Annotated in this window: 19 protein-coding genes, 2 tRNA genes and 3 rRNA genes; 15 read left to right on the top strand and 9 right to left on the bottom strand. The window is 56.0% G+C overall.

Going from position 1 to position 26,813, the window contains the following annotated elements:
• Nucleotides 1-29 precede the first annotated feature (29 nt).
• The 8 genes from PMYSY11_RS17435 to PMYSY11_RS17400 all read left to right on the top strand — a co-directional run bounded on the left by PMYSY11_RS17435 (nucleotide 30) and on the right by PMYSY11_RS17400 (nucleotide 9,139).
• Nucleotides 30-1,571, top strand: a 16S ribosomal RNA gene (locus PMYSY11_RS17435).
• Nucleotides 1,572-1,636: 65 nt separating this feature from the next.
• Nucleotides 1,637-1,713: transfer RNA gene (locus tag PMYSY11_RS17430), tRNA-Ile, on the top strand.
• A gap of 90 nt (nucleotides 1,714-1,803) precedes the next feature.
• A tRNA-Ala gene (locus tag PMYSY11_RS17425) sits at nucleotides 1,804-1,879 on the top strand.
• A 257-nt stretch (nucleotides 1,880-2,136) separates the two neighbouring features.
• Nucleotides 2,137-5,026 (top strand): 23S ribosomal RNA (locus PMYSY11_RS17420).
• A gap of 123 nt (nucleotides 5,027-5,149) precedes the next feature.
• Nucleotides 5,150-5,265, top strand: a 5S ribosomal RNA gene (rrf, locus tag PMYSY11_RS17415).
• The 16S, 23S and 5S rRNA genes sit together here with 2 tRNA genes alongside, the layout of an rRNA operon.
• Nucleotides 5,266-5,570: 305 nt before the next feature.
• Nucleotides 5,571-6,233: a paraquat-inducible protein A gene (locus PMYSY11_RS17410; RefSeq protein WP_069900700.1), complete on the top strand. Its 663-nt coding sequence runs from the start codon at nucleotides 5,571-5,573 to the stop codon at nucleotides 6,231-6,233.
• On the top strand, nucleotides 6,220-6,843 hold the full coding sequence (locus PMYSY11_RS17405) for a paraquat-inducible protein A (protein ID WP_069900701.1): 624 nt from the start codon (nucleotides 6,220-6,222) through the stop codon (nucleotides 6,841-6,843). The genes PMYSY11_RS17410 and PMYSY11_RS17405 overlap by 14 nt, the downstream gene beginning before the upstream one ends.
• Entirely contained in the window at nucleotides 6,836-9,139 is a 2,304-nt protein-coding gene (locus PMYSY11_RS17400; RefSeq protein ID WP_069900702.1) for a PqiB family protein, read from the top strand. Before PMYSY11_RS17405 ends, PMYSY11_RS17400 begins: the two co-directional genes overlap by 8 nt.
• A gap of 119 nt (nucleotides 9,140-9,258) precedes the next feature.
• On the opposite strand, the gene mksF is transcribed toward PMYSY11_RS17400, so the two are convergent.
• From mksF to mksB, 3 genes are read right to left on the bottom strand one after another with little or no spacing between them, the layout of a single operon-like run.
• Entirely contained in the window at nucleotides 9,259-12,093 is a 2,835-nt protein-coding gene (mksF, locus tag PMYSY11_RS17395; RefSeq protein WP_069900703.1) for an Mks condensin complex protein MksF, read from the bottom strand.
• Entirely contained in the window at nucleotides 12,090-12,797 is a 708-nt protein-coding gene (gene mksE, locus PMYSY11_RS17390) for an Mks condensin complex protein MksE (protein ID WP_150547570.1), read from the bottom strand. The genes mksF and mksE overlap by 4 nt, the downstream gene beginning before the upstream one ends.
• On the bottom strand, nucleotides 12,794-14,062 hold the full coding sequence (mksB, locus tag PMYSY11_RS17385) for an Mks condensin complex protein MksB (RefSeq protein ID WP_069900705.1): 1,269 nt from the start codon (nucleotides 14,060-14,062) through the stop codon (nucleotides 12,794-12,796). The genes mksE and mksB overlap by 4 nt, the downstream gene beginning before the upstream one ends.
• Nucleotides 14,063-14,336: 274 nt before the next feature.
• Between mksB and PMYSY11_RS17380 the strand changes: the two genes are divergently transcribed.
• The 6 genes from PMYSY11_RS17380 (at nucleotide 14,337) to PMYSY11_RS17355 (ending at nucleotide 19,840) form a co-directional block, all read left to right on the top strand.
• Nucleotides 14,337-14,933, top strand: coding sequence for a hypothetical protein (locus PMYSY11_RS17380; protein ID WP_239655499.1), 597 nt, complete (start codon nucleotides 14,337-14,339; stop codon nucleotides 14,931-14,933).
• Nucleotides 14,934-15,215: 282 nt separating this feature from the next.
• The gene (locus PMYSY11_RS17375) at nucleotides 15,216-16,763 is read left to right on the top strand and encodes a 2-isopropylmalate synthase (protein WP_069900707.1); all 1,548 of its coding nucleotides are present in this window, start codon (nucleotides 15,216-15,218) and stop codon (nucleotides 16,761-16,763) included.
• Entirely contained in the window at nucleotides 16,760-17,623 is an 864-nt protein-coding gene (locus tag PMYSY11_RS17370; protein WP_150547569.1) for a YML083C domain-containing protein, read from the top strand. The genes PMYSY11_RS17375 and PMYSY11_RS17370 overlap by 4 nt, the downstream gene beginning before the upstream one ends.
• Nucleotides 17,620-18,072 (top strand): ribosomal protein S18-alanine N-acetyltransferase, encoded by a 453-nt coding sequence (gene rimI / locus PMYSY11_RS17365; protein ID WP_150547568.1) that lies wholly within the window; start codon nucleotides 17,620-17,622, stop codon nucleotides 18,070-18,072. Before PMYSY11_RS17370 ends, rimI begins: the two co-directional genes overlap by 4 nt.
• Nucleotides 18,073-18,248: 176 nt before the next feature.
• Nucleotides 18,249-18,893 (top strand): carbonate dehydratase, encoded by a 645-nt coding sequence (gene can / locus PMYSY11_RS17360; RefSeq protein WP_150547567.1) that lies wholly within the window; start codon nucleotides 18,249-18,251, stop codon nucleotides 18,891-18,893.
• Nucleotides 18,894-18,898: 5 nt separating this feature from the next.
• Nucleotides 18,899-19,840 (top strand): DMT family transporter, encoded by a 942-nt coding sequence (locus tag PMYSY11_RS17355; RefSeq protein ID WP_150547566.1) that lies wholly within the window; start codon nucleotides 18,899-18,901, stop codon nucleotides 19,838-19,840.
• Here the strand turns inward: PMYSY11_RS17355 and PMYSY11_RS17350 are convergent.
• On the bottom strand, nucleotides 19,837-20,058 hold the full coding sequence (locus PMYSY11_RS17350; RefSeq protein WP_069900786.1) for a hypothetical protein: 222 nt from the start codon (nucleotides 20,056-20,058) through the stop codon (nucleotides 19,837-19,839). The genes PMYSY11_RS17355 and PMYSY11_RS17350 overlap by 4 nt on opposite strands.
• A 323-nt stretch (nucleotides 20,059-20,381) precedes the next feature.
• On the opposite strand from PMYSY11_RS17350, the gene PMYSY11_RS17345 reads away from it, so the two are divergent.
• On the top strand, nucleotides 20,382-20,876 hold the full coding sequence (locus PMYSY11_RS17345; RefSeq protein WP_150547565.1) for a PaaI family thioesterase: 495 nt from the start codon (nucleotides 20,382-20,384) through the stop codon (nucleotides 20,874-20,876).
• A 181-nt stretch (nucleotides 20,877-21,057) separates the two neighbouring features.
• Here PMYSY11_RS17345 and cyoE read toward each other — a convergent pair whose 3' ends face one another.
• Genes cyoE through cyoA form a run of 5 tightly spaced genes read right to left on the bottom strand, consistent with a single transcriptional unit; the run spans nucleotide 21,058 to nucleotide 25,887 of the window.
• Nucleotides 21,058-21,945: a heme o synthase gene (cyoE, locus tag PMYSY11_RS17340; protein WP_150547564.1), complete on the bottom strand. Its 888-nt coding sequence runs from the start codon at nucleotides 21,943-21,945 to the stop codon at nucleotides 21,058-21,060.
• Between the two features lie 2 nt (nucleotides 21,946-21,947).
• Nucleotides 21,948-22,286, bottom strand: a complete 339-nt coding sequence (locus PMYSY11_RS17335; RefSeq protein WP_150547563.1) for a cytochrome o ubiquinol oxidase subunit IV — start codon at nucleotides 22,284-22,286, stop codon at nucleotides 21,948-21,950.
• On the bottom strand, nucleotides 22,283-22,909 hold the full coding sequence (gene cyoC, locus PMYSY11_RS17330; protein WP_150547562.1) for a cytochrome o ubiquinol oxidase subunit III: 627 nt from the start codon (nucleotides 22,907-22,909) through the stop codon (nucleotides 22,283-22,285). The genes PMYSY11_RS17335 and cyoC overlap by 4 nt, the downstream gene beginning before the upstream one ends.
• Before the next feature lie 5 nt (nucleotides 22,910-22,914).
• Complete coding sequence (gene cyoB / locus PMYSY11_RS17325; protein ID WP_069900715.1) at nucleotides 22,915-24,945, bottom strand: cytochrome o ubiquinol oxidase subunit I; 2,031 nt, start codon at nucleotides 24,943-24,945, stop codon at nucleotides 22,915-22,917.
• Nucleotides 24,946-24,951: 6 nt separating this feature from the next.
• Entirely contained in the window at nucleotides 24,952-25,887 is a 936-nt protein-coding gene (cyoA, locus tag PMYSY11_RS17320; RefSeq protein WP_150547561.1) for a ubiquinol oxidase subunit II, read from the bottom strand.
• Between the last annotated feature and the right edge of the window lie 926 nt (nucleotides 25,888-26,813).

The following is a 26,813-nucleotide window of genomic DNA, read 5'->3' as shown; positions in this document are numbered from 1 at the left end:
AGGTTTTCTCAAAACCTAATTGCAGTATTGAACTGAAGAGTTTGATCATGGCTCAGATTGAACGCTGGCGGCAGGCCTAACACATGCAAGTCGAGCGGTAACAGAGAGTAGCTTGCTACTTTGCTGACGAGCGGCGGACGGGTGAGTAATGCCTAGGAATCTGCCTAGTAGTGGGGGATAACGTTCGGAAACGAACGCTAATACCACATACGTCCTACGGGAGAAAGTGGGGGACCTTCGGGCCTCACGCTATTAGATGAGCCTAGGTCGGATTAGCTAGTTGGTGAGGTAATGGCTCACCAAGGCGACGATCCGTAACTGGTCTGAGAGGATGATCAGTCACACTGGAACTGAGACACGGTCCAGACTCCTACGGGAGGCAGCAGTGGGGAATATTGGACAATGGGCGAAAGCCTGATCCAGCCATGCCGCGTGTGTGAAGAAGGTCTTCGGATTGTAAAGCACTTTAAGTTGGGAGGAAGGGCAGTAAATTAATACTTTGCTGTTTTGACGTTACCGACAGAATAAGCACCGGCTAACTCTGTGCCAGCAGCCGCGGTAATACAGAGGGTGCAAGCGTTAATCGGAATTACTGGGCGTAAAGCGCGCGTAGGCGGTTTGTTAAGTTGGATGTGAAAGCCCCGGGCTCAACCTGGGAACTGCATCCAAAACTGGCAAGCTAGAGTACAGTAGAGGGTGGTGGAATTTCCTGTGTAGCGGTGAAATGCGTAGATATAGGAAGGAACACCAGTGGCGAAGGCGACCACCTGGACTGATACTGACGCTGAGGTGCGAAAGCGTGGGGAGCAAACAGGATTAGATACCCTGGTAGTCCACGCCGTAAACGATGTCAACTAGCCGTTGGATTCCTTGAGAATTTAGTGGCGCAGCTAACGCATTAAGTTGACCGCCTGGGGAGTACGGCCGCAAGGTTAAAACTCAAATGAATTGACGGGGCCCGCACAAGCGGTGGAGCATGTGGTTTAATTCGAAGCAACGCGAAGAACCTTACCTGGCCTTGACATGCTGAGAACTTTCCAGAGATGGATTGGTGCCTTCGGGAACTCAGACACAGGTGCTGCATGGCTGTCGTCAGCTCGTGTCGTGAGATGTTGGGTTAAGTCCCGTAACGAGCGCAACCCTTGTCCTTAGTTACCAGCACGTTATGGTGGGAACTCTAAGGAGACTGCCGGTGACAAACCGGAGGAAGGTGGGGATGACGTCAAGTCATCATGGCCCTTACGGCCAGGGCTACACACGTGCTACAATGGTCGGTACAAAGGGTTGCCAAGCCGCGAGGTGGAGCTAATCCCATAAAACCGATCGTAGTCCGGATCGCAGTCTGCAACTCGACTGCGTGAAGTCGGAATCGCTAGTAATCGTGAATCAGAATGTCACGGTGAATACGTTCCCGGGCCTTGTACACACCGCCCGTCACACCATGGGAGTGGGTTGCACCAGAAGTAGCTAGTCTAACCGCAAGGGGGACGGTTACCACGGTGTGATTCATGACTGGGGTGAAGTCGTAACAAGGTAGCCGTAGGGGAACCTGCGGCTGGATCACCTCCTTAATCGACGACATCAGCTTCCTTATAAGCTCCCACACGAATTGCTTGATTCATTGAAGAAGACGATTGGGTCTGTAGCTCAGTTGGTTAGAGCGCACCCCTGATAAGGGTGAGGTCGGCAGTTCGAATCTGCCCAGACCCACCAATTTTATCCAGCACAGCGTTACTTAGTGACTTGTGTAGTTGTACTACACGGCGCAACTAAGTGCCTTGTTCTGAATAAAATCCGTATCATGGGGCCATAGCTCAGCTGGGAGAGCGCCTGCCTTGCACGCAGGAGGTCAGCGGTTCGATCCCGCTTGGCTCCACCATTATGTAATTGCTTGATCCGCGTCTCGTTAGTGTTCAGAAATGAGCATTCCTACATTAAGTAGCTGAATGTTGATTTCTGGTCTTTGACTAGAAAAAATCGTTCTTTAAAAATTTGGGTATGTGATAGAAGTGACTAATTGATTACTTTCACTGGTAATTAATTTGGTCAAGGTAAAATTTGTAGTTCTCAATTGCAAATTTTCGGCGAATGTCTACTTCACGTTAGAGACAATAACCAGATTGCTTGGGGTTATATGGTCAAGTGAAGAAGCGCATACGGTGGATGCCTTGGCAGTCAGAGGCGATGAAAGACGTGATAGCCTGCGAAAAGCTTCGGGGAGGTGGCAAATAACCTTTGATCCGGAGATGTCTGAATGGGGGAACCCACCTAGCATAAGTTAGGTATCTTGCACTGAATACATAGGTGTAAGAGGCGAACCAGGGGAACTGAAACATCTAAGTACCCTGAGGAATAGAAATCAACCGAGATTCCCTTAGTAGTGGCGAGCGAACGGGGACTAGCCCTTAAGCTTCTTTGATTTTAGCGGAACGCTCTGGAAAGTGCGGCCATAGTGGGTGATAGCCCTGTACGCGAAAGGATCTTAGAAGTGAAATCGAGTAGGACGGAGCACGAGAAACTTTGTCTGAATATGGGGGGACCATCCTCCAAGGCTAAATACTACTGACTGACCGATAGTGAACTAGTACCGTGAGGGAAAGGCGAAAAGAACCCCGGAGAGGGGAGTGAAATAGATCCTGAAACCGTATGCGTACAAGCAGTGGGAGCAGACTTTGTTCTGTGACTGCGTACCTTTTGTATAATGGGTCAGCGACTTATTTTCAGTGGCAAGCTTAACCGAATAGGGGAGGCGTAGCGAAAGCGAGTCTTAATAGGGCGTTTAGTCGCTGGGAATAGACCCGAAACCGGGCGATCTATCCATGGGCAGGTTGAAGGTTAGGTAACACTGACTGGAGGACCGAACCGACTACCGTTGAAAAGTTAGCGGATGACCTGTGGATCGGAGTGAAAGGCTAATCAAGCTCGGAGATAGCTGGTTCTCCTCGAAAGCTATTTAGGTAGCGCCTCGTGTATCACTGCTGGGGGTAGAGCACTGTTTCGGCTAGGGGGTCATCCCGACTTACCAAACCGATGCAAACTCCGAATACCAGCAAGTGTCAGCACGGGAGACACACGGCGGGTGCTAACGTCCGTCGTGAAAAGGGAAACAACCCAGACCGTCAGCTAAGGTCCCAAAGTTATGGTTAAGTGGGAAACGATGTGGGAAGGCTCAGACAGCTAGGAGGTTGGCTTAGAAGCAGCCACCCTTTAAAGAAAGCGTAATAGCTCACTAGTCGAGTCGGCCTGCGCGGAAGATGTAACGGGGCTCAAACCATACACCGAAGCTACGGGTTCATCCTTTGGATGAGCGGTAGAGGAGCGTTCTGTAAGCCTGTGAAGGTGAGTTGAGAAGCTTGCTGGAGGTATCAGAAGTGCGAATGCTGACATGAGTAACGACAATGCGAGTGAAAAACTCGCACGCCGAAAGACCAAGGTTTCCTGCGCAACGTTAATCGACGCAGGGTGAGTCGGCCCTAAGGTGAGGCAGAAATGCGTAATCGATGGGAAACGGGTTAATATTCCCGTACTTCTAATTACTGCGATGGAGGGACGGAGAAGGCTAGGCCAGCACGGCGTTGGTTGTCCGTGTTTAAGGTAGTAGGCTGAGATCTTAGGTAAATCCGGGATCTTAAGGCCGAGAACTGATGACGAGTTGTCTTTTAGACGACGAAGTGGTTGATGCCATGCTTCCAGGAAAAGCTTCTAAGCTTCAGGTAATTAGGAACCGTACCCCAAACCGACACAGGTGGTTAGGTAGAGAATACCAAGGCGCTTGAGAGAACTCGGGTGAAGGAACTAGGCAAAATGGCACCGTAACTTCGGGAGAAGGTGCGCCGGTGAGTGTGAAGGGTTTACCCGTAAGCACATGCCGGTCGAAGATACCAGGCCGCTGCGACTGTTTATTAAAAACACAGCACTCTGCAAACACGAAAGTGGACGTATAGGGTGTGACGCCTGCCCGGTGCCGGAAGGTTAATTGATGGGGTTAGCTAACGCGAAGCTCTTGATCGAAGCCCCGGTAAACGGCGGCCGTAACTATAACGGTCCTAAGGTAGCGAAATTCCTTGTCGGGTAAGTTCCGACCTGCACGAATGGCGTAACGATGGCGGCGCTGTCTCCACCCGAGACTCAGTGAAATTGAAATCGCTGTGAAGATGCAGTGTATCCGCGGCTAGACGGAAAGACCCCGTGAACCTTTACTATAGCTTTGCACTGGACTTTGAGTTTACTTGTGTAGGATAGGTGGGAGGCTTTGAAGCGTGGACGCCAGTTCGCGTGGAGCCATCCTTGAAATACCACCCTGGTAACCTTGAGGTTCTAACTCTGGTCCGTCATCCGGATCGAGGACAGTGTATGGTGGGTAGTTTGACTGGGGCGGTCTCCTCCTAAAGAGTAACGGAGGAGTACGAAGGTGCGCTCAGACCGGTCGGAAATCGGTCGTAGAGTATAAAGGCAAAAGCGCGCTTGACTGCGAGACAGACACGTCGAGCAGGTACGAAAGTAGGTCTTAGTGATCCGGTGGTTCTGTATGGAAGGGCCATCGCTCAACGGATAAAAGGTACTCCGGGGATAACAGGCTGATACCGCCCAAGAGTTCATATCGACGGCGGTGTTTGGCACCTCGATGTCGGCTCATCACATCCTGGGGCTGAAGCCGGTCCCAAGGGTATGGCTGTTCGCCATTTAAAGTGGTACGCGAGCTGGGTTTAGAACGTCGTGAGACAGTTCGGTCCCTATCTGCCGTGGACGTTTGAGATTTGAGAGGGGCTGCTCCTAGTACGAGAGGACCGGAGTGGACGAACCTCTGGTGTTCCGGTTGTCACGCCAGTGGCATTGCCGGGTAGCTATGTTCGGAAAAGATAACCGCTGAAAGCATCTAAGCGGGAAACTTGCCTTAAGATGAGATCTCACTGGAACCTTGAGTTCCCTAAAGGGCCGTCGAAGACTACGACGTTGATAGGTGGGGTGTGTAAGCGCTGTGAGGCGTTGAGCTAACCCATACTAATTGCCCGTGAGGCTTGACCATATAACACCCAAACAATTTGATGTTTGAGTGTCTCTAGAAGTAGAAACACCGAAAGTTTGCGAAACTACAAAACATCACATACCCGATTCGAAGCAGCGTCTCAGACGAGGCTTCAACAAATTGCTTGACGACCATAGAGAATTGGAACCACCTGATCCCATCCCGAACTCAGAAGTGAAACGATTCATCGCCGATGGTAGTGTGGGGTTTCCCCATGTGAGAGTAGGTCATCGTCAAGCGCCTATACCAAAACCCCAGATCGTGTAAACGGTCTGGGGTTTTACTTTGTGCGCTGGAAAATGCCCGGGTGTTCGGAAGCAGCGGGCAGCAGGCAGCAAAGCGGCGCCAGTGTTTAGCCCCGCTGCGCGGCGCTAAACAGCGCAGTTTGCCAACGTCTGCGGTTATATATGTCGGTTGCACAGAACTGCGTTTCTGCCCAACTGTCTGTCAGTAAAGACCTGACTCGCGACAAGAACTTGGTCATTTGTAGCAGGCCTTAGGTTCGGGGCGTTTACAATGCAGACTTAAACTCAGGAGTGTGATCATGCGGGAAGTTGCGGATCGAATGCCTGCGTCCGAATTGGATATCGAGAAGCTGATTGCGTGCCATGAGTGCGATCTGCTCATGCACAAGGCGCCTGTTGTGGGCGATGGTGACCGCGCTCAGTGCCCGCGTTGTGGCTATGAGTTGTATAACCATCGGCACAGTATCATCGGGCGCAGCCTGGCATTGGTCGTGACGGCCTTGTTGCTTTATATCCCGGCGAATTTCCTGCCAATCATGCGGCTCAACCTGCTCGGGCAAAGTACCGAGGATACGGTTTGGAGTGGTGTGCTCGGTTTGTACGACAGCGGCATGCAGTCTGTCGCGCTGATTGTGTTGCTGTGCAGTATGGTTGTGCCCTTGCTCAAGCTGCTCTGCCAGTTGGTTGTATTGCTCACTGTTCAATTCAATATCGGTCGCAGTTATGGCCTGGTGCTTTATCGCATTTATCATCACTTGCGCGAGTGGGGAATGCTCGAGGTTTATCTGATGGGCATTCTGGTCGCCATCGTCAAACTGGTTGATATTGCCGATCTCACAATCGGCCTCGGCTTGGGCTGCTTTATCAGCCTGCTGCTGGTTCAGGTTTGGCTCGATGTGACGATGTCTCCCCACCAAATATGGGAAGCGCTGGCAGGGGAGGAAACGCATGCGGGCGATTGATGCCGGTTTGCTGGTGTGTGATGAGTGCCATCAACTCAATCGCCAGGATGAAGAAATAGAAATGCAGTTCTGCAGCCGTTGTGGAAGCGAGCTCTATGCACGCCGGCCCAACAGTTTGCTGCGCACCTGGGCGCTGCTAATCACGGCGACCATTTTGTATATCCCGGCCAACGTATTGCCGATCATGACTGTCAGCTCTCTGGGCAGCGGTGAGGCAGACACGATCATGTCCGGTGTACTCAAGCTCATCCAATACGACATGCTGCCTATCGCTGCTGTGGTGTTTATCGCCAGTATTCTGGTGCCCACCTTCAAGTTGGTTGGGCTGGCTACTTTGTTGTATTCGGTGCAACGCCATCAACCGATGTCTGCAAGGCAGCGAAGCTTCATGTATCGCTTCATCGAGTGGATTGGGCGATGGTCGATGCTGGATGTTTTTGTGATTGCGATTCTGGTTGCGCTGGTTCGCTTCGGCAAGCTGGCCTCCATTGACCCCGGCTGGGGCGCGTTGGCTTTTGCGAGTGTAGTGATTTTGACGATGATTGCTGCGTTAACTTTTGATCCCCGTTTGATTTGGGATAACACGGATACGGATGACGACCATGAGTGATTTACCTCGGCCTAAAGTGCGCCCAGCATCGAACTGGTCGGCGATATGGATTCTGCCCATTCTGGCCCTGCTCATTGGCGGCTGGCTGGGCTGGCGCGCCTACAGCGAGGCCGGGATTGATATCGAAGTACATTTCGACTCCGGTGAAGGCATCGTCGCCGGTAAGACCGAGGTGATCTACAAAGGCATGCCGGTGGGCAAGGTTAAAAAGCTTGCGCTCAACCATGACGGCGACAAGCGCGACGTCATCGCGTCGATTGAAATGGATAAAGCGGTCGAACCCTCGTTGCTCAGCGGAACACGTTTCTGGCTGGTTAAACCCAGTGTCACCCTGGCGGGTATCTCAGGTTTGGAGACGCTGCTTTCGGGTAACTACATTGCAGTAACGCCGGGCGAAGGTACGCCGCAGCGAACCTTTAAGGCGCTCGCAGAGATACCGCCATTGCCGGATGATCAGCCCGGACTTCATTTGACCCTGAATGCCGAACGCCTGGGCTCTTTGAACAAGGGCAGCCCTGTGTTCTACAAGCAGATCAAAGTGGGCCGGGTTAAGAGTTATCAACTGGCCAAGGACAAGCAGTCGATAGAAGTGAAGGTCTTCATCGAGCCTGCCTACAGTTCACTGGTACGCAAACACACGCGTTTCTGGAATGCCAGCGGCATAAGTGTCGAGGCTGATCTTAGCGGCGTTAAGGTGCGCACCGAGTCACTGGCCAGTCTGGTTGCCGGTGGTATCGCCTTCGCCACTCCTGAGTCGCGCCCCGACAGCCCGCCAACCGATCCGTCGATTCCTTTCCGTCTGTACGAGGACTTCGATGCGGCGCAGGCCGGAATCAAGGTGTTCCTTAAACTGACTGATTTCGAAGGCCTGCAAGCCGGTCGTACCCCCGTTATGTACAAAGGCATTCAGGTCGGTACTGTGAAGAAGCTAAATATCGATTCCGGGCTTAACAGCGCCAACGCTGAACTAACGATTACCCCGCAAGCCGAAGACTATCTGGTGGAGGGCACGCAGTTCTGGATGGTCAAACCGTCGATCTCGCTGGCGGGTGTCAACGGGCTCGAGGCGTTGGTCAAAGGCAACTACATTGCGATTCGCCCCGGCAAGAAGGGCGGGACGCCAACGCGCGAGTTTGAAGCACGGGCGAAAGTCCCGCCGCTGGATCTGGAAGCGCCCGGTTTGCATCTGGTCTTGAGCAGTGAAGCTTTAGGTTCGCTGGATATCGGCAGCCCGGTTCTGTATCGGCAGATCAAGGTGGGCTCGATCCAGAGCTTCCAGCTTTCACGCAAAAGCAAAACCGTACTGCTTGGCGTGCATATCCAGCCGGAATACGCGCATCTGGTAAACACCTCGACGCAGTTCTGGAATGCCAGCGGGATTACCTTGAAAGGCGGCTTGTCCGGTATTGAAGTCAAGAGCGAGTCGCTGCAAACCTTGCTGGTTGGCGGGGTGGCGTTTGATACACCGGACTTCAACGCCAAACCGATTACCCGTCGGGTGTCGCGTTTCAAACTCTACTCATCAGAGGATCTGGCGCAGAAGAAGGGGCAGCTGATTACTATCCGTCTGGACCGCGCCGATGGGCTCAACCCCGGCGCGCCGATTCGTTACAAAGGGCTGGATGTCGGCACGGTTGAGACCATCGACCTGTCTGATGATCTGCGTTCGGTGCTGGTGTCTGCGCGCATCACATCCGCAGCGTCGCGTATTGCCCGCAGTGGCACGCAGTTCTGGGTAATCAAGCCCGAGGTGGGGATTAGCAAGGTCAACAATCTCGAGACCTTACTCAAGGGCCGCTACCTTGAAGTTTCGCCGGCCACCAAGCCTGGCGAGCCGCAGACCGTCTTCACCGCGTTGTCTGAGCCGCCAAATGCCGCTGTTACCAATGCAGGATTACGCCTGGTATTGAGCGCCCCAAGACGTGGTTCGCTGGACACCGGCGCACCAGTCACCTATCGCCAGGTCAAAGTGGGCGAGGTGGTCAACTACGAGTTGGGTGCAACGGCTGACCGGGTGTTGATCCATGTATTGATCGAGCCGCGCTACGCCAAGCTCGTGCACACCGGCAGTCGTTTCTGGACGACCTCTGGGATTGGCGTCGATGCCGGGCTGTTCTCGGGAGTCCAAGTGCAAACCGAGTCACTCGAGAGCATCATCGCTGGTGGTGTTTCGTTTGCAACGCCGGATGTCAGCGAAATGGGCTCAGCCGCCAAACCCGGGCAGACCTTCGCGCTGTTCGATGCAGCCAATGAAGAATGGCTGCAGTGGGCGCCGAAGATCCGCATCGGCAAGTAGCACAACCGAAGCAACAAAAAAGGGCAGGCTGATAATTCAGACCTGCCCTTTTTTGTGATGGTGGCTTGCTTGAACTGCAGCGCGATCAGCCGCGACTGCAGTTCAGCTAGCCGTTGGCATTAAGCCAGTTCGGTATCAGCCTGTGGCGCTGCAACGGCCTGCGCCTTGCTGTCGCGAGGCTTGATGTATTTCCAGTCGGCCTCGTCGATGTAGATACCGTTCGGGCCGCTGCCACCTTCCAGGTCGATCGCTACGTGAGCCGAAACCTGTGGTTTTACCGACGCCAGAATCGGCACAAAACCGAGCTGCAAACTGGTTTCGATCAGTGCCTGCTGATTGCGCTCATCGATGTCGGCAGCCTCGTCCAGATAGTACGGCAAGCGCACGCGTCCGGCTTGATCGCGGTCCATCAGGTGCAGCAACAAGTACATGTTGGTCAGCGCCTTGATGGTCATCGTTGTGCCGTTCGAGGCCGCGCCATCGATGTCGGTGTGGATAACCGGCTGACCGCCCACTTTGGTGATCTCGAAGGCCAGTTCAAACAGCTCCTTCAAGCCCAGCTGGTTGTGGTTGGCCGCAACCAGACGCGCCAGATACTCCTTGGCCTCTTCGTTCTTGCTGTCCTGTTCCGCCGATTGCGACAGGTCGAATACCGAGAGGGTTTCGCCTTCTTCATACTGACCGGCGCTGTGGATAATCTGGTCGATGTGCTTGAGTGCTTCCTTGTTCGGCGCCAAGACGATACGGAAGCTCTCCAGGTTCGATACCTGACGCTTGTTGATTTCGCGGTTGAACAACGCCAACTGATGCTCAAGGTTGTCGTAGTCGCTGCGGATATTGCGCAGGGTCCGCGCAATGTCGGTAACGGCAGCGCGGCGCGCCTTGGCAAGTGTCAGGGCTTCGTCCTGACGGTGCGCGTAGGCGTTCACCAGCAAGTGCAGGCGACGCTCGACATCATCTTCACTGTCGAACTTGGCAACGCCCTTGAGACGAACTTGCGCGTACAACGCATCAATCTGCCCGTCGACACGTTGCAAGCCCTGCCAGGCATCCTGATAGTCATTGAGCAGCGGCAGCAGGTTATCCAGCGAGTCATCGATCGGGTCCATGAACGGTGTTCCGAACGGCAAGTCTGCCGGCAGCAACTGACGACGACGCAAGGCGTCTTCAAGCGTACGTTCCTTGGCTTCCAGATCGGCCAATTGGCGGCCGATCAATTGCAGCTTGGCCGACAACTGTTGCACGCGCTCGGTGAACGAGTCGCTGGCGCGGGTCAGTTCATCCTTCGAGGCTTCAAGTTGCGCCAGTTGTTCGAGCTTTTGCGGCTCTTCTACCGTGAGGGTTTGCTGGCGACGGAAGTCTTCCAAAGCCTTCTGTGCATCGAGCACGCCCTGATACAACTGCTCGGCCTGCGCCTTGCTTGCGGCGCGGTCGGAAGCGACTGATTGCTGAGTTTTCAGTTGCTTGTATTCGCGGTCGAGGCGGTCTTTCTGATCACGCAAAGCGGCGCGGTCAGCCAGTGCCTGCAGGGCGGGCGGCTCGATATTGGACAAGTCGATTGAGAGGCCTGGAACCTCGAACTGGTCGCCGGTAAAGCCATCCAGAATTGCTTCAAGCGACTTCACCCACGCATCGCTGTCGTCCAGCTGAATGCCTTTCGCGCCCAGCGGCAAGCTGAACAACTGGCCGTTGAACAAGCGCATCAGGCGATCAACGTCCTGCTGCGAGAACTCTTCGCGCAAGCGTGAGTAACTGTTGTTATCGGCATGTTCAAGCTGCTGCTTGACCGACTTGAGGCGCTGCTCAAGGTCGCGCAGGCGTTCGCCAATGTCTTCGCTGGAGAACTGACGCGATTGCGCCAACGCACCCGCCAGCTCATCGTGAGCATCTTTGGCCGCGAGCAGTTGTTGCTCCAGCACCTTGGGATCTTCAACCAGTGCGAAGCGGTTCTTGAGCACACTTAATTCGCCCAGCCAGCGTTGAATCTCGCTGATCTCACGCTCCATGCGCATCAGTTCCTGGGTGCCGCCGCGTTGCTCCTGTTGCAGGCCATCCTGCTCGCTGCGGTAGTGTTCGGCTTGAATTACCAACTCTTCACGGCGCGCATTGGCGTAATCCTGCCAGCTGCCCAGCAGGCTATCGAGCAGAGGCGAGATGCGATGCAGCTTACCGCGCAGCATTTCGCGCTGATGAACGCCAGCAGACAAGGCTTCAATCAGTGGGCCAGCGGTGACCAGTGCCTGATAATCCTGCTCCATGCGGCGAACGTCGCGGAAGGCCTCTTCAGTGGCGGCAATGTAATCGACGCTGCCCGAACGCAGGCTGTGCTCGAAGGCATCAAGGAACAGCTGCTTGAGCTTGGCCGCGGTGATTTCGCGCATGTGCAGCAAGTTGATGAACAGGGCGCGGAAGGTTTTCAGGCTCTGCTCGCTGGTCGAGCGCAGCGGAATCAGGGTCAGGTCCAGCGGGATAGACGTATGTCCACCCACCAGCAGACGGCGCAGTTCGTCAGGCTTGAGTTCATAGGCCTTGATGCCTTCGCGCTCAAGGTTGTTGAACAGTTCGCGCTGGCGCAAGCAGGTGCCGTTCTTTTGGTAATGGTCCAGATCTAGCTCGCCGGCATAGGCGAAGAACTGGTGACCGAAGCCGCCACCGGGGCCGCGGCCGGCCACGCCGATAACGTGCGAGCCGTGCGGCAGATTGACTTCGACCAGAATGTAACTGGTATCGGTGGCGAAGTAGAACTTGCGCGACTGCTCAAGGCTGTACTTGCCGAAGCTCATGTCCGACATGCGCGCCAGAATCGGGAATTGCAGCGCGTTGATCGACGCACTCTTGCCGAGGTTGTTGGCACCATAAACGGACAGCGGGTTTTCCAGCGGGAATAATCCCAGGCTGTAACCGGCGGTATTCAGCAGGGCGAAGCGGCGAATTCCGTAGCGTTCCTGGCTCATGCATCATTCTCCTGAAGGGCGCGTTCTTCGGCCAACGCTCGGGCCAGAGCCTGTTCTTCGGTTTCGGTTTCAGTTTCGCTCTGTGGTTCGGATTCGAGGCTGATGATGGCTTCTTCCTCGTCTTCGTCGATCAGCACCGGGCTTGGCAGTGGCAAGTTGCTGTGCAGCGCGGCCGCCAGATCGCGGTCCTGCTGGACGGAAAGGCAGACATCAAGGAAACGGTGCATCGGCGCCAGAAAGCGATAAATGCCGTTGTCTTCGCTGGCAAAGCCCAGCTGACACAGGCGACGCATGATTTTCTCTTCAAGCTCTTCCTGCGTGGTGACTTCGGTTTGCAGGAACAGGTCACGATACTTTTCGAGCAGCGACGGCAATTCATCACGGCCCAGGCTGCCGCCATCCAGCACAGACAGCGGGTCGCGGCCCTGATCCGCCAGATGCTCAACCAGAATGAAGGTGAACAGCGCCAAACGTTGCGCCGTCTTGTTGACCTGTGGCGTTGCCTGCTCCGGGACAAAGTAATAGAAACCGCGCGGGTCACAGCTCAGCTCGAAACCGAGTGCCTTGAACAGGGTGCGGTACTGGTCTTGCTGATTCGAAAGCTGGGCATACAGTTCGGGGTCACGGCGGCTCAGGTGGTAACCCTTGAACAGCTCGCGAAATATCGGCGCCAGTTGCGACAGCTCTGAGAGATCAATATTCATGCGTTGTTCTTCTCGTTGTTAGCGGATGCCGTGTGGCCTTTAATCAGGGTGAATGAGCTCAGGTTCAGCTGATGCTCGGCGGTGAGGTAGTCGCGACGTTCCAGGCGCTCGCGCTGGAAACGGCTATCACGCGACAAACGCGAGAACCAGTAGAGCAACTCATCGGTTGCCCCCTCCGGTTCTTGCTCAAGCAACCAACTCATCAGGTCGGGTAACGGCAGCGCTTGCTCGCAGCGCTCGATCATCTCGCGTGCTGTGCGCGGCGAACGCGGTGCGGGGCCTTTACGGCTGCCACTGGCTTTAGGGAACTGCGCCGGCTTGGGCTCAAAGCGCGCCAGTGCATACACGTATGCCTCAACCTGTGAAGCGCTGCCAAGGAAGGTGCTTTGCGGGCGATTGAACAACGCCAGCGAGGCTTGCGGCACGGCGTCGATCCCTTTACGGCGGATGGCCGCCAGCGCCAGGGCAGCGCCACGGGTGACAGCGTTATGCCGACGCGCTTCTTCACGCAGCGGCAGCAATAATTCGCGCGCACGGCGCAAGGTCAGCTGCGCGGTGGTCTGCATCTCGAGGATGCGCGCGTGGGTGCGCAGCAGCAGGTCGTCATCCACCAATTGGCCAAGACGTTGTTGCTCGGTCAGCAAGCGCAGCAACACATGCTCGACGCGATACACGCCCTGTTCAAAGGCACCATCGGCGCTGACCAACTGAATCATCGGCTCGACATATTCATCCCAGGTGGCCAGGACTTCGGCGTAGCGCTGGCGCAGCGGAATCTGCCGGTCGCTGGTCTTGGCGCGCTCGGCCACCGCGACCAAGGCTTGTTCATCGTTGGCGAGTTTTTTCAGTACATCACGCACGCGCATGTCGAGCAGGCGCAACTGGCGGGCCAGGTCGTGTGCGTCTCGCACCTCGAAAGCATCGCGGATATAACCGGCAAGCCGTTCCAGGTGGCGCAGGTACGCTTCGATTTCCAGGCAAAGGCCAAGCCGGTGTTCGCGACGCAGGTAGGCGAGGAAGTCGTGAATTTGCGCATTGAGCTCGAAACGGTTGGGGCTCTTGGCCACAGGCACAAGAATGTCCAGACGAATCCACTGGTCGAGCAGGGCGGTGGTGTCCACTGGTGTGCTATCGGGCAACTGGGCTGAAAGCTGAGCGCGTAGCTCTATCAGGCTTAGTGTGCCGGTATCGAAACGCTCGCAGAGCGGCTCGAGTAACGTCCAGTGTTCGGCAAGGGCACGCAGTACGCGCTTTGGATCGATCATTGAAGTGCGGGTCGCTCAATCAATAAAAGCGCTGATTGTACTGCATTGAACCGAAACTTATGACGCTTCAACCGATCAGAGGCTATGTGTGATCGGTTTGGCAGTACGTTTTGATGGACCTGACGTATTTCGGCAGTTTGCGACTTTTGCCAGGGATTTACCCGGCTATACAGGCACTATGTTGCCCATATGGCTAGCTCGGCAAGTTGGCATGTTTTGCGCAAGTGTCTGAATCGACTCGTTTGAGATGAATTTTATGTCTGCAGTGGCGGCTATGTATCACGATGATTGCTGGGCGGCGCTTGATGCGCCGCACGACCTATCCTGGGATCAACAGGCGATTACTGATCGCAATGAAGCGCTGGCGTTTATCCAGCGCTTCGAAAGCCGGCTGTGCATCTATTCGCATTTCGAAGAGGCGCTGTACGGCCAGTACACCTTCGTTATGCCGAGTACCGAGCATGGCAGCATCACTATCTTGCCCAACCAAAATGCCTGGCACTCTACGTTTCAGGCTATTCCGGCGGCGGCGATAGAGCCCACCGGTGTGCATATATTGCCAGGTGAAGTGCTCGGGCATTCCGGGGTCTACCTGAAAATCCCGAACAAGTGCCGTTTGCTGGCCTCAAGCGAATTACCTTTTCAAAATGGCCTGCGACTTCTGATCAAGCGCTACCGCGAAGAAAACGATGACTTCCTGCCGGTATTGCTCAAGCGCGACCTGCGCAGCTACGAGTCGCGGATGCCGTCGCTGGAGTTGTATCGGATCAATCCTGCGCATCTGACTCATATGTCCAGCGACAGCATCCGCCTGCTGCGCAAAGCCGTTGTTGGCCGCCTGCTTACCCTGTTTGCAGGGCTTGAGGCTTAATCCGCGCCGCTTTTAGTTGGTTTCTGCTGCAACCTTATCTTTAGCGCCCGCACAGGGCCGATTTCTCACTCAATTGTGCCGTCCGGCATCGTTGGCCTTTCCGCTTGCCGTGTTTCCAGCCACAATTCACCTGTCAGGTTCGAGTTCTTGTTATTCGGGCCGAGGTATTTTGCCGCGCACCCGACCCTTGGAGCGCGGGTGAGCGGCGTGATAGCCACAATCGGCGTTACTGAATCTAGCCTTTACCAGACGCCTTAATCGTCTGGGCAACAGGAGCTGAGCATGAGCAGCAGTGATCGCGTAATAATTTTCGACACCACCCTGCGTGATGGTGAACAAAGCCCGGGCGCCTCGATGACCGGTGAAGAAAAGCTGCGCATTGCCAAAGCTCTTGAACGCCTGCGCGTGGACGTAATTGAAGCGGGCTTCGCGATTGCAAGTCCGGGTGACTTTGCGGCGGTCAAGGCGATTGCTGACCACATCAAGGACAGCACCGTTTGCAGTTTGTCCCGTGCTGTAGACGCCGATATCGACCGCGCGGCTGAAGCGCTGGCCGGCGCCAACTCCGGGCGGATTCACACCTTCATTGCCACCAGCCCGATCCATATGCAGTACAAGCTGCGCATGCAGCCCGAGCAGGTCATCGAGCAGGCGGTGCATGCCGTTAAGCGGGCGCGTAATCAATGCGCCGACGTTGAGTTCTCCTGTGAAGATGCCGGGCGCTCCGAGATTGATTTCCTGTGCCGCATCATCGAAGCCGCCATCGATGCGGGTGCGACCACCATTAATATTCCCGACACGGTCGGCTATGCGATACCGCATCAGTACGCCGCCACCATTGGCGAGTTGCTGCAGCGTGTGCCGAATGCCGACAAAGCGGTGTTCTCGGTGCATTGCCATAACGACCTCGGGCTGGCCGTTGCCAACTCGTTAGCCGCCGTGGTGGCAGGTGCGCGTCAGGTTGAATGCACCATCAACGGTTTGGGCGAACGTGCGGGCAATGCGGCGCTCGAAGAAATCGTCATGGCGATTAAAACCCGTGAAGATCTGCTGGGTGTGCACACCAACATCGACACGCCGCATATCCTCAGCACCTCGCGCATGGTCTCGGGGATTACCGGTTTCCCGGTGCAGCCAAACAAGGCCATCGTGGGCGCCAATGCCTTCGCCCATGAGTCGGGCATCCATCAGGATGGCGTGCTCAAACACCGCGAAACCTACGAGATCATGTCGGCGCAATCCGTCGGCTGGCACACCAATAAAATGGTCATGGGCAAGCACTCGGGGCGTAACGCTTTCCGTACCCGGCTCGATGAGTTGGGGATTGTTCTGGCCGGTGAGGCTGAATTGAATGCAGCCTTTGCCCGCTTCAAGGATCTGGCGGACAAGAAGCACGAAATTTTTGACGAAGACTTGCAAGCGCTGGTCTCCGAGACGCTGGCCGCCGAGGCGCCCGAGCACTTCAAGTTGGTCACGCTGGAAGTAGCCAGCAAAACCGGTGAAGTGCCTGATGCCAAAGTGGTGATCAGCGTTGCCGGCATTGAGCACAGCGCCCGATCGGCAGGTTCGGGGCCGGTGGATGCGACTTTCAAGGCGCTGGAGCAGATTGCCCGGTCAGAGGCCACCTTGCAGCTCTACTCGGTAAACGCGATCACCCAAGGCACAGACTCGCAAGGCGAGGTGACTGTTCGCCTGGAGAAGGGTGGCCGTATTGTTAATGGTAATGGTGCCGACACCGATATTCTGGTGGCCTCGGCCAAAGCCTACATTGATGCCTTGAATCTCATGCAAATGGGACTCAAGGCGCATCCACAGGTAGCTGACGTTTGATTCCAGAATTACGCCGCCGTGCATATCTAAGCGCCATGCAGGTTGCCACTTGGCTGCCGCGTGGCGTGCTGCCATTTGCTGCGCCATCGCGGCCCGAACTGCTTGAGGTTCTCCCGGCTGAACCGGAAATGGCTGCTACACCAACTGCCGAGCCCGTTGCACAACAGCGCGTGCAAGCGGCTGAAACTGCCGAACGGGAACCCGCCCGACCGGTGGCAACCGCACAGGGCGCTGCGGGGCTGCAAAGTGTTCGCGCGCAACTTGAAGGCGCACGTCCGCAAACGCCAGCGCGTAATAATCCACCGGCCAATGATGATGGCGAAACTGAAAAAGCTGAGGCTACGACTGAGGTCAGTGCCAAGCCGGTTGCTGTACAGCCGCCGCGTTTTGCCTTGCAGCTACTGAAGGCCGGGGCGTGCCATGTTCTGGTTGAACTGCCCACAGGCGAGGCGTTGCAAGGGCGCGACCCGGCTTACTTGCTGCTCAAAGACTTGCTGCGTGCCGCTGGCCTGCCGGACAGCCCGCAGATAATCGGGGAGCCGGTGCGCTGGCCATTGTTGTCACGCGGCAACATGGATCAAGGCCCGGCGGCGGCGCTGGAGTTTGTGCAGTCATTTACCGCCGCACGCATCGAAGAGCAGGGCGGTTGCAGCTGCCTGTGGCTGGTTGGATTACCGGCAATTCGATTTGCCGGCGATGCGCACGAAGACGCCTATAACCGCGAGTTGCAGGTCGAAGGTGTCGGCGCGGCTTGGGCACTGCCCGGGTTGGAGTTGTTAATGGATGAGCCAGCCCGCAAGGCTGAGCTTTGGCAAGCGATGCGCCGAGTGCGCCAACGTTGGATGAGTCAGGCTGAATGAGTGACGCAATTAGTTTTCGGCCGATGACAGAGGCAGATATCGAAACAGTTTTGAAAGTGGAATACGCAGCGTTCAGTCACCCCTGGACGCGCGGCACTTTTCTCGACAGCATTAAATCGTATGACTGCTGGGTGATGTTTGAAGGCAATCAGCAGGTGGGTCACGGCGTAATCAATGTGATTCTGGATGAAGCGCACCTGCTCAATATCACTGTAAAGCCCGAAAGTCAGGGGCGTGGGTTGGGCCTGCGCCTACTCGAACACTTGATGCAGCGAGCCCTGCAACTGAAAGCCGGTGAGTGCTTTCTGGAAGTCCGGGCCAGCAACGAAACCGCGTATCGCCTTTATGAGCGTTACGGCTTCAATGAGATTGGCCGTCGTCGTGACTACTATCCGGCCGTTGGCGGGCGTGAAGACGCGCTGGTCATGGCGTGTACCCTGATCGACTGATTGCGCTTACAGATAAAACCCTCAAGTTGTTCACCGGCTTGAGGGTTTTTTTGTTTGGGCCGGGCAATCACCGCTTGCGGCATCAGCGCGCGTGACTGTGACTCACAGGTCAAGTAGCTTGTCATGCTCAGCATGTCTTGCGTATTGTGCGCGCTTGAATACCCGGGAGAAGCACCATGAGTGACTTACAGCAACTGCTCGACAATAACGCTCGCTGGGCGGAGTCGATCACTCAAAGGGACCCTGAGTTCTTCGCCAAACTGGCCAAGCAGCAGACGCCCGAATACTTGTGGATCGGGTGTTCCGATGCTCGCGTTCCGGCCAATGAAATCGTTGGCATGTTGCCAGGCGATCTGTTTGTTCACCGTAATGTTGCCAATGTGGTGCTGCATACCGACATGAACTGCCTGTCGGTTATCCAGTACGCCGTGGACGTGCTCAAGGTCAAACATATTCTGGTCACCGGCCACTATGGTTGCGGCGGCGTGCGTGCGGCCATGCAGAACACCCAGTACGGGCTTATTGACGGCTGGCTGCGCAATATTCGCGATCTCTATTACGAGCACTGCAAGAGCCTCGAAAAACTGCCGACCGAAGAGGCGCGGGTAGACCGCCTTTGCGAGCTGAATGTGATCCATCAGGTGGCCAACGTCAGCCACACCAGCATCGTCCAGAATGCCTGGCATCGCGGCCAGCCGTTGTCGGTGCATGGCTGCATTTACGGCATTAAAGACGGTCGTTGGAAAGACCTCAACGTCACCGTCGAAGGTATTGATCAGCTGCCCAACCAATACCGCCTGCGTCCGCTCGGGCAAAGCTGAAGCCTATGAATAACTCACGCATGTTGGCCATGGTTGGCCTGCTGTTGGCGGTGTTGTGCTGGTCGGGAAATGCCTTGGTCGCACGCGCGTTCAACGGTGAAATACCGCCGTTTACGCTGGCGTTCTGGCGTTGGTTGCTGGCGCTGTCGTTGTTGCTACCGTTTGTCATCCGGCCTTTGCTGCGCCATCGTCAAGCGCTGCGCAATGCCGGCTGGCGCCTCTTGGTGCTCGCGGCAACCGGCGTTGCCGCCTATAACTCGCTGCTCTACACCGCGGCGCACAGCACCGCTGCGATCAATATAACGCTGGTTAATACCTGTCTGCCGCTGATGACTTTTATCGGCGGTGGTTTGTTGTTGGGCGAGTGGCCGCTGCGCCGCGCCTGGTTCGGCATGGCATTGGCGGCACTGGGTTTGCTGGTGCTGATTAGCCGTGGCAGTTTCGCTACATTGCAGACGTTGTCGTTCAATCGTGGCGATTTAATCATGCTGGTCGCGGTGGCAGATTGGGCCCTTTATTCGCTGTTGCTGCGTCGCTGGGCGTCGTACTTGCAGCCAATTCCACCGTTGGCTTTGCTGGGCATGCTGATGCTGTTGGGCGTGCCGATGATCATGCCGTTCTACCTGTATGAACTCAGTCAGGGCGCGACATTTACGCCAACCCCGAGCACGCTGGCGGCAATTGGTTACACCGCGGTATTTGCCTCACTGGTCGCGTATCTGGCATGGAATCACGGCATCCGGGTCATGGGCGCGGCCAAAGCGGCGCTGACCAATTACCTGATGCCAGTATTCACCGCCATTCTCGGCTGGCTGCTGCTGGATGAGGGGCTGCAAGGCTTCCATTGGGTCGGCGGCGCACTGATCTTCTCCGGGCTTTTGTTGGCCACTCAGATCAAAAGCAATGCGCCAGCGCCTGTGCCCGCTCAAGCCCGGGCGATCGATTAACTGGGGATTTGAAACTGCAGCGCGCCCAGCGCCAGTTTCATCCACAGCATCGAGGCCAAAAAGCCCAGTACGCTTAGCGTGGTAAAACCGACCACGATCCCCAGCGCGATTTGCTTCCACAAACCGGCAAAGTTGTTGCCCGATTTCGGCTGATAACGCTCGAAATCGGGTTCAGCGTGCAGGCGTTCTGCGCGTAGGTTATCGAAATTAGTGTCCACAGGTGTTCTCCACAAAATCAGCGAGCTGGACGTGCCGGATGTGTGCAGGCCAGGGCGCGAATCAAGCTGCGGATTATGCGGCTGTTCGGCCATCTCGGTAAGCTGATTTAGCTGCCATCAGGCAGATTTTTTTTGCAGCGCAGAGCGGGCATGAATGCAATTGCAGCCACGGCCTTAAACACGCTCTGCTGGTTTTTCGCGCCGCGCAAAATTTGCCTGCAGGCGAAACTGCGGTATGTTGCCGCGATGCCGTCAGCACATTGCGCAACTATTCAGCAAGCGTTGAGCTGGCTCCCATTCAAGACGTATCGAGGTCGTTCAGCATGCACACCGATTCACTCCAGGACACCGTCGCACCAGAAGGCGTTTGCTATGGTTGCGGCTCCAGCAATCCGCATGGCCTGCATGTTAAGAGCTTCTGGCATGAAGACAGTGTGCATGTAATGGCCGAGCATTTGCCCGACAGCAAATATTGCGGATGGCCAGAACTGGTTTACGGCGGGCTGATCGCGATGCTGGTGGATTGCCATTCCAACTGGACGGCAATGGCCTATCACTACCGCGAGGAAGGCCGCCAACTCGGCAGCTTGCCGCGCATTGACTGTGTGACCGGCAATCTCGGCATCAAATTCATCAAGCCGACACCCATGGGCGTGCCGCTGACTCTGCGCGCCAAAGTCGAGGGCGAAGTCGGGCGCAAGAGCCGTATTATCTGCGAGGTGTACGCCGGTGATGTACTTACCGCGATTGGCGACTCGATATTTGTGCGGGTCGATACCGCACAGTTAAGCGCCGCTGCGCACGGGCGTAACGAGTAACGCTAAGCGTTTGCACGTGGCTTGATCAGGCTGAGCGCTTCACAAAGCGTCAGCCGCTGCAAACAAGGTTCGCTGACTTGGCCGGCGAAGCTGAATTAAAAAGCCCCGCACAGGGCGGGGCAAAGGGAGCGAGTTGAGCGCCGCAAAGCTGCGCCCAGTACACCCCAGCATCCGCAATGCCTTACAACATGGTCAGTAAGCTGGTGTGCGGTATGGCCTGAAAATCAATCGACATCATCAGGCTCAGAGCGCTGATGGTGACGATGGAAAAGGCGAACAGCTTGCGCGCCCAGAGGCGATCATCCACGGCGCGGTAGCCGGAAAGCGCGATTACCAACCACCAGGCACTGACCAGCAGCGCGATTAACAAGTAGCCATAACCGGCGAAACCGGTGAGGGTTAGCAGCAACGATGCGCCAGTAAATGCCAGGATATAGAGAACAATCTGCAGCTTGGTCGCGTCTATCCCACGCTTAACCGGCAACACAGGAATACCCGCTGCCTGGTAATCGCTGAGGCGGAATATGGCAATGGCGAAGGAGTGCGGCATCTGCCATAAGCAGAAGATCAGCAGCAGCACTGCAGCACCGGTGTCGAACTGGCCTGTGACTGCGCAGTAACCCACGACCGGTGGCATCGCTCCGGACAAGCTGCCCACCAGGGTGCCATATTCCGAGGTGCGCTTGAGCCATAAGCTGTAGAGCCCGACATACACCACATAGCCCACCGCCGCCAAGGCAGTGGCAAGTGGCGTCGTCTTGAGCCACAGCAAGCTGAACCCGGCGAGCCCCAGGACGACGCCATGGGCCAGCGCTGCCTTGAGCGAGATTTTGCCGGTGACCAGCACCCGGTCGCGGGTGCGCGCCATGTGCTGGTCGATATCGCGGTCAATGCAGTTGTTCATTACGCATCCACTGGCCACCACCAGCGATAAGCCAATCACGGTAGACAGCAGTAACATCAGGTCGATATGGCCCTGCGCTGCCAGGAAGTATCCACCTGCAACGGCAATCAGATTGCCGAAGATGATTCCGGGCTTGGTGATCAGAAGATAGCGTTTGAACTTCATGGTCACATCCACGGCATCATCAGTTGGTCGGCATTGACCATAATCCAGATCGCCAGCCCTACCAGCATCACGATGATCAACACCGTGAACAGGAAAGCCAGCAGGTTCCAGCGGCCTTCAGACGATGTGTTCATGTGCAGGAAGCAAACCAGGTGCACCAGGACCTGAACCACGCCCAGCACCACCATCGAAGTTAGCGCCACACTGCGCGAGAAATCGCCGCTCATGACTATTGCGAACGGAATCACCGTGAGGATCACCGAGAGGATAAAACCGATGGCGTAGGACCGCACGCTGCCGTGGCTTTCACCGGCATGACTGTGTGCTTGTGCGTGGCTCATTGGGCAACTCCCATCAGGTAAACAACGGTGAAGACGCAGATCCAGACGATGTCGAGGAAGTGCCAGAACAGGCTCAAGCACGACAAGCGAGTGGTGTTCTGAGGAGTCAGGCCGCGGGTGTAAACCTGCGCCATCATGACCACCATCCACACCAGCCCGGCGGTTACGTGCAAACCGTGCATGCCGACCAAGGTGAAGAACGAGGAGAGGAAGGCGCTGCGATTCGGTCCAAAACCTTCTGCGATCAGGTGATGGAACTCATTGATTTCCATGCCAATGAAGCCAAGGCCGCAGAGGAATGTGAGGAACAGCCAGGCAATGGTTTTGCCTTTGTCAGCTTTGTGCGCCGCCAGCATGGCCATGCCGTAGGTGCAGCTGCTCACCAGCAGCAGGGCGGTTTCGACCAGCACATATGGCAGCTCGAAAATGTCCTTGCCGCTTGGGCCGCCTGCGGTGTGATGAACCAGCACTGCATAGGTTGCAAACACGCTGGCGAACAGAATGCAGTCGGTCATCAGGTACAGCCAGAAGCCGAAAACCGTCATGTCACCGCTGTCATGCCCGTGATCATGTTCGTGGGCCGAGTCCGCGTCGTGTTGCGAGTCAAGAATTGCCGTAGACATGCGAATTACACCTCTTGCGCAAGTTGCTGGGCGTGTTTTGCGGATGTCTGCGCCCGGTTGTTGGTATGCGCCGACTCACGCGGGAAGCGCTGGTTTTCGATACGCTCGATTTCATCCGGCTGCACGTAGTAGTCAACGTCCTGGTTGTAGCTGCGCACAACGAAGGTGGCGACCATGGCGATGAAAGTCAGACCTGCGAGCCACCAGATGTGCCAGACCATGGCAAAGCCGAATACCGCCCCGACCAGGCCGATAATCAGACCTGCAGCCGTGTTTTTGGGCATGTGGATCGGGCTGTAACGGGCCGGACGCAGGTAGGCCGTATCGTTTTCTTTCATCTCGTGGAATGCATCGATTGCATGCACAGTGGGTAGCTGCGCAAAGTTGTAAAACGGAGGTGGCGATGAGGTGGACCATTCCAGGGTACGGCCGCCCCATGGATCGCCAGTGTGGTCACGCAGCGCATCGCGGTTTTTGATGCTGACCAGAATCTGGGCGATCTGGAATGCAATGCCGCAAAAAATCAGCACCGCGCCAAAGAAGGCGACAATCAGGTACGGATGCCACAGCGGGTTGTCGTAGTGGTTCAGGCGACGGGTCATGCCCATGAAGCCCAGCACGTAGAGCGGCATGAACGCCACGAAAAAGCCCGTGATCCAGCACCAGAAGGCGCACTTGCCCAGACGCTCGTCGAGCTTGAAGCCAAAGGCTTTAGGGAACCAGAAAGTGAAACCAGCCAGGTAACCGAATACCGCCCCGCCAATAATCGTGTTGTGGAAGTGAGCAATCAGAAACAGGCTGTTGTGCAATACATAGTCGGCCCCGGGAACGGCTAGCAGTACGCCGGTCATGCCGCCCACGGTGAAGGTCACCATAAAGCCCAGAGTCCAGAGCACCGGCGTGGTGAAGTGCAGGCGGCCACGGAAAATGGTGAACAGCCAGTTGAACAGTTTCACCCCGGTGGGTACCGAGATGATCATGGTGGCAACACCGAAGAAGGCGTTTACGTTAGCGCCGGAGCCCATGGTGAAGAAGTGGTGCAGCCAGACCACGAAGCCCAGAATGGTGATGGCTGCAGTCGCCCAGACCATTGAGGTGTAGCCGAACAGACGTTTGCCGGTAAAGGTGGAGATCACTTCCGAGAACACACCAAAGGCCGGCAGGATCAGGATATACACCTCTGGATGGCCCCAGGCCCAGAACAGGTTGATGTACATCATGGCGTTGCCGCCAAGCTCGTTGGTGAAGAAGTGCATGTCCAGATAGCGGTCCAGGCTGAGCAGCGCCAGAGTCGCGGTGAGAATCGGGAACGAGGCAACAATCAGAATGTTGGTGAATGTGCAGGTCCAGGTGAAGATCGGCATTTGCATCAGCTTCATGCCGGGCGTGCGCATCTTCAGCACGGTCACCAGGAAGTTGACCCCCGTTAGCAGCGTGCCCAAACCGGATAACTGCAAGGCCCAGATGTAATAGTCGACTCCCACTCCCGGGCTGTATCCAAGCTCCGACAACGGTGGATAAGCAACCCAGCCGGTGCGCGCGAATTCACCCACGCCCAGCGACACGTTGACCAGAATCGCACCGGCGACAAATAGCCAGAAGCTCAGTGAGTTGAGGAACGGGAAGGCCACGTCGCGAGCACCGATTTGCAGCGGTACGGCGATGTTCATCAAGCCGACCATGAACGGCATGGCCATGAAAATGATCATGATCACACCGTGGGCGGTGAAGATCTGGTCATAGTGTTCTGGCGGCAGGAAACCGTGATTGGCGCCCTCAGCCATCGCAAGCTGGCCGCGCATCATGATGGCGTCCGCGAAGCCGCGCAGCAGCATGATCATGGCGACGAAGATGTACATGACGCCGATTTTTTTGTGGTCAACCGAGGTCAGCCATTCGGTCCACAGGTACGACCACTTGCGGTAATAAGTCAGGGCGGCCACGACGGCCAGGCCAATCAGGGCGACGACTGCCAGAGTGCCCATGACAATGGGGACGTCCAGGGGCACTGCGTCAAGCGTTAACAAGCCAAACATCAGTGATTACTCCTTGATACTTGCGTTCATGGGCATTTGCATGGGCTGCTTGCTGTTCATCCCGGCCTCAGCCTGATTGCCATCAAGCAACGTCGAGGGGCCGTGCATGTACTGCATGAGAATTGAGTGATAGAGCGTTGGGCTCACCGCCGCGAAGTACTGCACCGGCGCTTTTTCGCTGGGCTTCACCAACTGCGGATAATTGTTCTGATCCAGCTGGGTGGGGGCGGCTCTGACCTTGCTTACCCAGGCATCGAAGCCCTTCTGGGAGGTGGCTATGGCCTTGAACTTCATGTCGGAGAAACCGTCGCCACTGAAGTTGGCGGACAGGCCGTCGAAGCTGCCCTCGTGGTTCGCGATCAGATGCAATTTGGTCTGCATGCCAGCCATCGAGTAAATCTGGCTTCCCAGTTGTGGGATGAAGAATGAGTTCATCGCATTCTGCGAGGTGATCTGAAAGCTCACCGGCGTGTCGGTCGGGAAGGCGATCTCGTTAACCGTGGCAATGCCTTGTTCCGGATAGATAAACAGCCATTTCCAGTCCAGCGAAACCGCCTGAATTACGATTGGCTTCACGTCCGAGTCGAGAGGACGGTAAGGGTCCAGTTCGTGGGTGGTGGTCCAGGTGATAGTGCCCAGCACTGCGACGATTGCGCAGGGCACCAACCAGACAACCAACTCGATTGGCGTGGAGTGAGCCCAGTTCGGCTTATAAGTGGCTTTGGTGTTGGACGCGCGGTATTTCCAGGCAAATGCCAGCGTCATCACGATTACCGGGATCACTACGATTAGCATCAGCAAAGTCGCGGTAATAATCAGTGACTTCTCATCGACGCCGACCTGACCCTTGGGGTCGAGCAAGGTCATTTTGCAACCACCCAGCATGAGCAAGGGCAGCCACGTCAGTCGTTTCAGGTATCCAAGATACTGCTCAGTTTTCATCTTGCGGCCTTAATGGATGAATTGACCCCGGCGCCTGCCCTCTCTGTTCAGGGCGCCGATGCCGACACGGTCCTGACGGCGCTTGCTGTCGGACGTTTTTTTGCGCAAAACTCAGCTGCCGCAAGAACGCCAGACGAAGTTGTCCCGTCCAGTTCTCGCGTGGCGAAACTGAGTTGTGCGCTGTTTGGAATATTGTTAGTCAGCGTATGCGTGACCCCGTGAGGGGTTTGCTGCGGACAATCCTTTGAGGTGAATCCCACTGAACGGTGTGAGCCGACGGGTTATTCAGCCACCACGAGCAATGCCTGCGCGTGGAGTTACCCTTCGCTGGATGGTGTGGAGTTTCACAGATCCGTATGAAGGGTGGCGCAATTATTACAAGTTATTACGGCGGTAACTTCAAGTTACAAATAGCCAGCTGTGCCTCGATGAAGGCCCAAGATACGGCTCTTTTTTGGGGATTGAAGTTTGTTAGGTCCCTATCAAATCTGGCCTGTAGCGACTTTTAAGCAGGCAAAATCGCACGCCGGAGGTGCGACGCCAGGTCGCAGCTTTGCTGTGGAAAACTGCTGCCAAATTGATCTGTGTCCATAGTTTTGTACGGATTTTCTGCTAGGGATGTCGCGCTGCCTTGTCCGTTCAATGCCAGAGCGATGTGTTGCGGGTGACTTAATAGTGCCCGCGCAAGGCTCATTCGCTCGCTCAAAATGCTGGCTCAAAGGCAATCTGTGCCCTGCAATATTGTGCGCTTGGCGCTTCCGATTGGTATTTCGCAAACAGCAGTTAGCCACACTTATGCTCAATCTGGGTCTCAAGCTGCTAGAGGTCGCTCTCGGGGTTGCACGCATAGCCTACGAGAATCTATTACATAATTAATATGCATTTGATAAATGCCTGATGCCGGCTGATTCTTACTTGCTGTTCTC

It is taken from the genome of Pseudomonas marincola, assembly GCF_900682675.2.
Lineage (GTDB): Bacteria > Pseudomonadota > Gammaproteobacteria > Pseudomonadales > Pseudomonadaceae > Aquipseudomonas > Aquipseudomonas marincola.
This window is presented reverse-complemented; position numbering and strand designations above follow the sequence as displayed.

Bases quoted from the DNA above. Each gene is read 5' to 3' on its own strand.
- PMYSY11_RS17410 (WP_069900700.1), top strand. From the start codon at position 5,571: ATGCGGGAAGTTGCGGATCGAATGCCTGCGTCCGAATTGGATATCGAG.
- PMYSY11_RS17405 (WP_069900701.1), top strand. From the start codon at position 6,220: ATGCGGGCGATTGATGCCGGTTTGCTGGTGTGTGATGAGTGCCATCAA.
- PMYSY11_RS17400 (WP_069900702.1), top strand. From the start codon at position 6,836: ATGAGTGATTTACCTCGGCCTAAAGTGCGCCCAGCATCGAACTGGTCG.
- mksF (WP_069900703.1), bottom strand. From the start codon at position 12,093: ATGAGCCAGGAACGCTACGGAATTCGCCGCTTCGCCCTGCTGAATACC.
- mksE (WP_150547570.1), bottom strand. From the start codon at position 12,797: ATGAATATTGATCTCTCAGAGCTGTCGCAACTGGCGCCGATATTTCGC.
- mksB (WP_069900705.1), bottom strand. From the start codon at position 14,062: ATGATCGATCCAAAGCGCGTACTGCGTGCCCTTGCCGAACACTGGACG.
- PMYSY11_RS17380 (WP_239655499.1), top strand. From the start codon at position 14,337: ATGTATCACGATGATTGCTGGGCGGCGCTTGATGCGCCGCACGACCTA.
- PMYSY11_RS17375 (WP_069900707.1), top strand. From the start codon at position 15,216: ATGAGCAGCAGTGATCGCGTAATAATTTTCGACACCACCCTGCGTGAT.
- rimI (WP_150547568.1), top strand. From the start codon at position 17,620: ATGAGTGACGCAATTAGTTTTCGGCCGATGACAGAGGCAGATATCGAA.
- can (WP_150547567.1), top strand. From the start codon at position 18,249: ATGAGTGACTTACAGCAACTGCTCGACAATAACGCTCGCTGGGCGGAG.
- PMYSY11_RS17355 (WP_150547566.1), top strand. From the start codon at position 18,899: ATGAATAACTCACGCATGTTGGCCATGGTTGGCCTGCTGTTGGCGGTG.
- PMYSY11_RS17345 (WP_150547565.1), top strand. From the start codon at position 20,382: ATGCACACCGATTCACTCCAGGACACCGTCGCACCAGAAGGCGTTTGC.
- cyoE (WP_150547564.1), bottom strand. From the start codon at position 21,945: ATGAAGTTCAAACGCTATCTTCTGATCACCAAGCCCGGAATCATCTTC.
- PMYSY11_RS17335 (WP_150547563.1), bottom strand. From the start codon at position 22,286: ATGAGCCACGCACAAGCACACAGTCATGCCGGTGAAAGCCACGGCAGC.
- cyoC (WP_150547562.1), bottom strand. From the start codon at position 22,909: ATGTCTACGGCAATTCTTGACTCGCAACACGACGCGGACTCGGCCCAC.
- cyoB (WP_069900715.1), bottom strand. From the start codon at position 24,945: ATGTTTGGCTTGTTAACGCTTGACGCAGTGCCCCTGGACGTCCCCATT.
- cyoA (WP_150547561.1), bottom strand. From the start codon at position 25,887: ATGAAAACTGAGCAGTATCTTGGATACCTGAAACGACTGACGTGGCTG.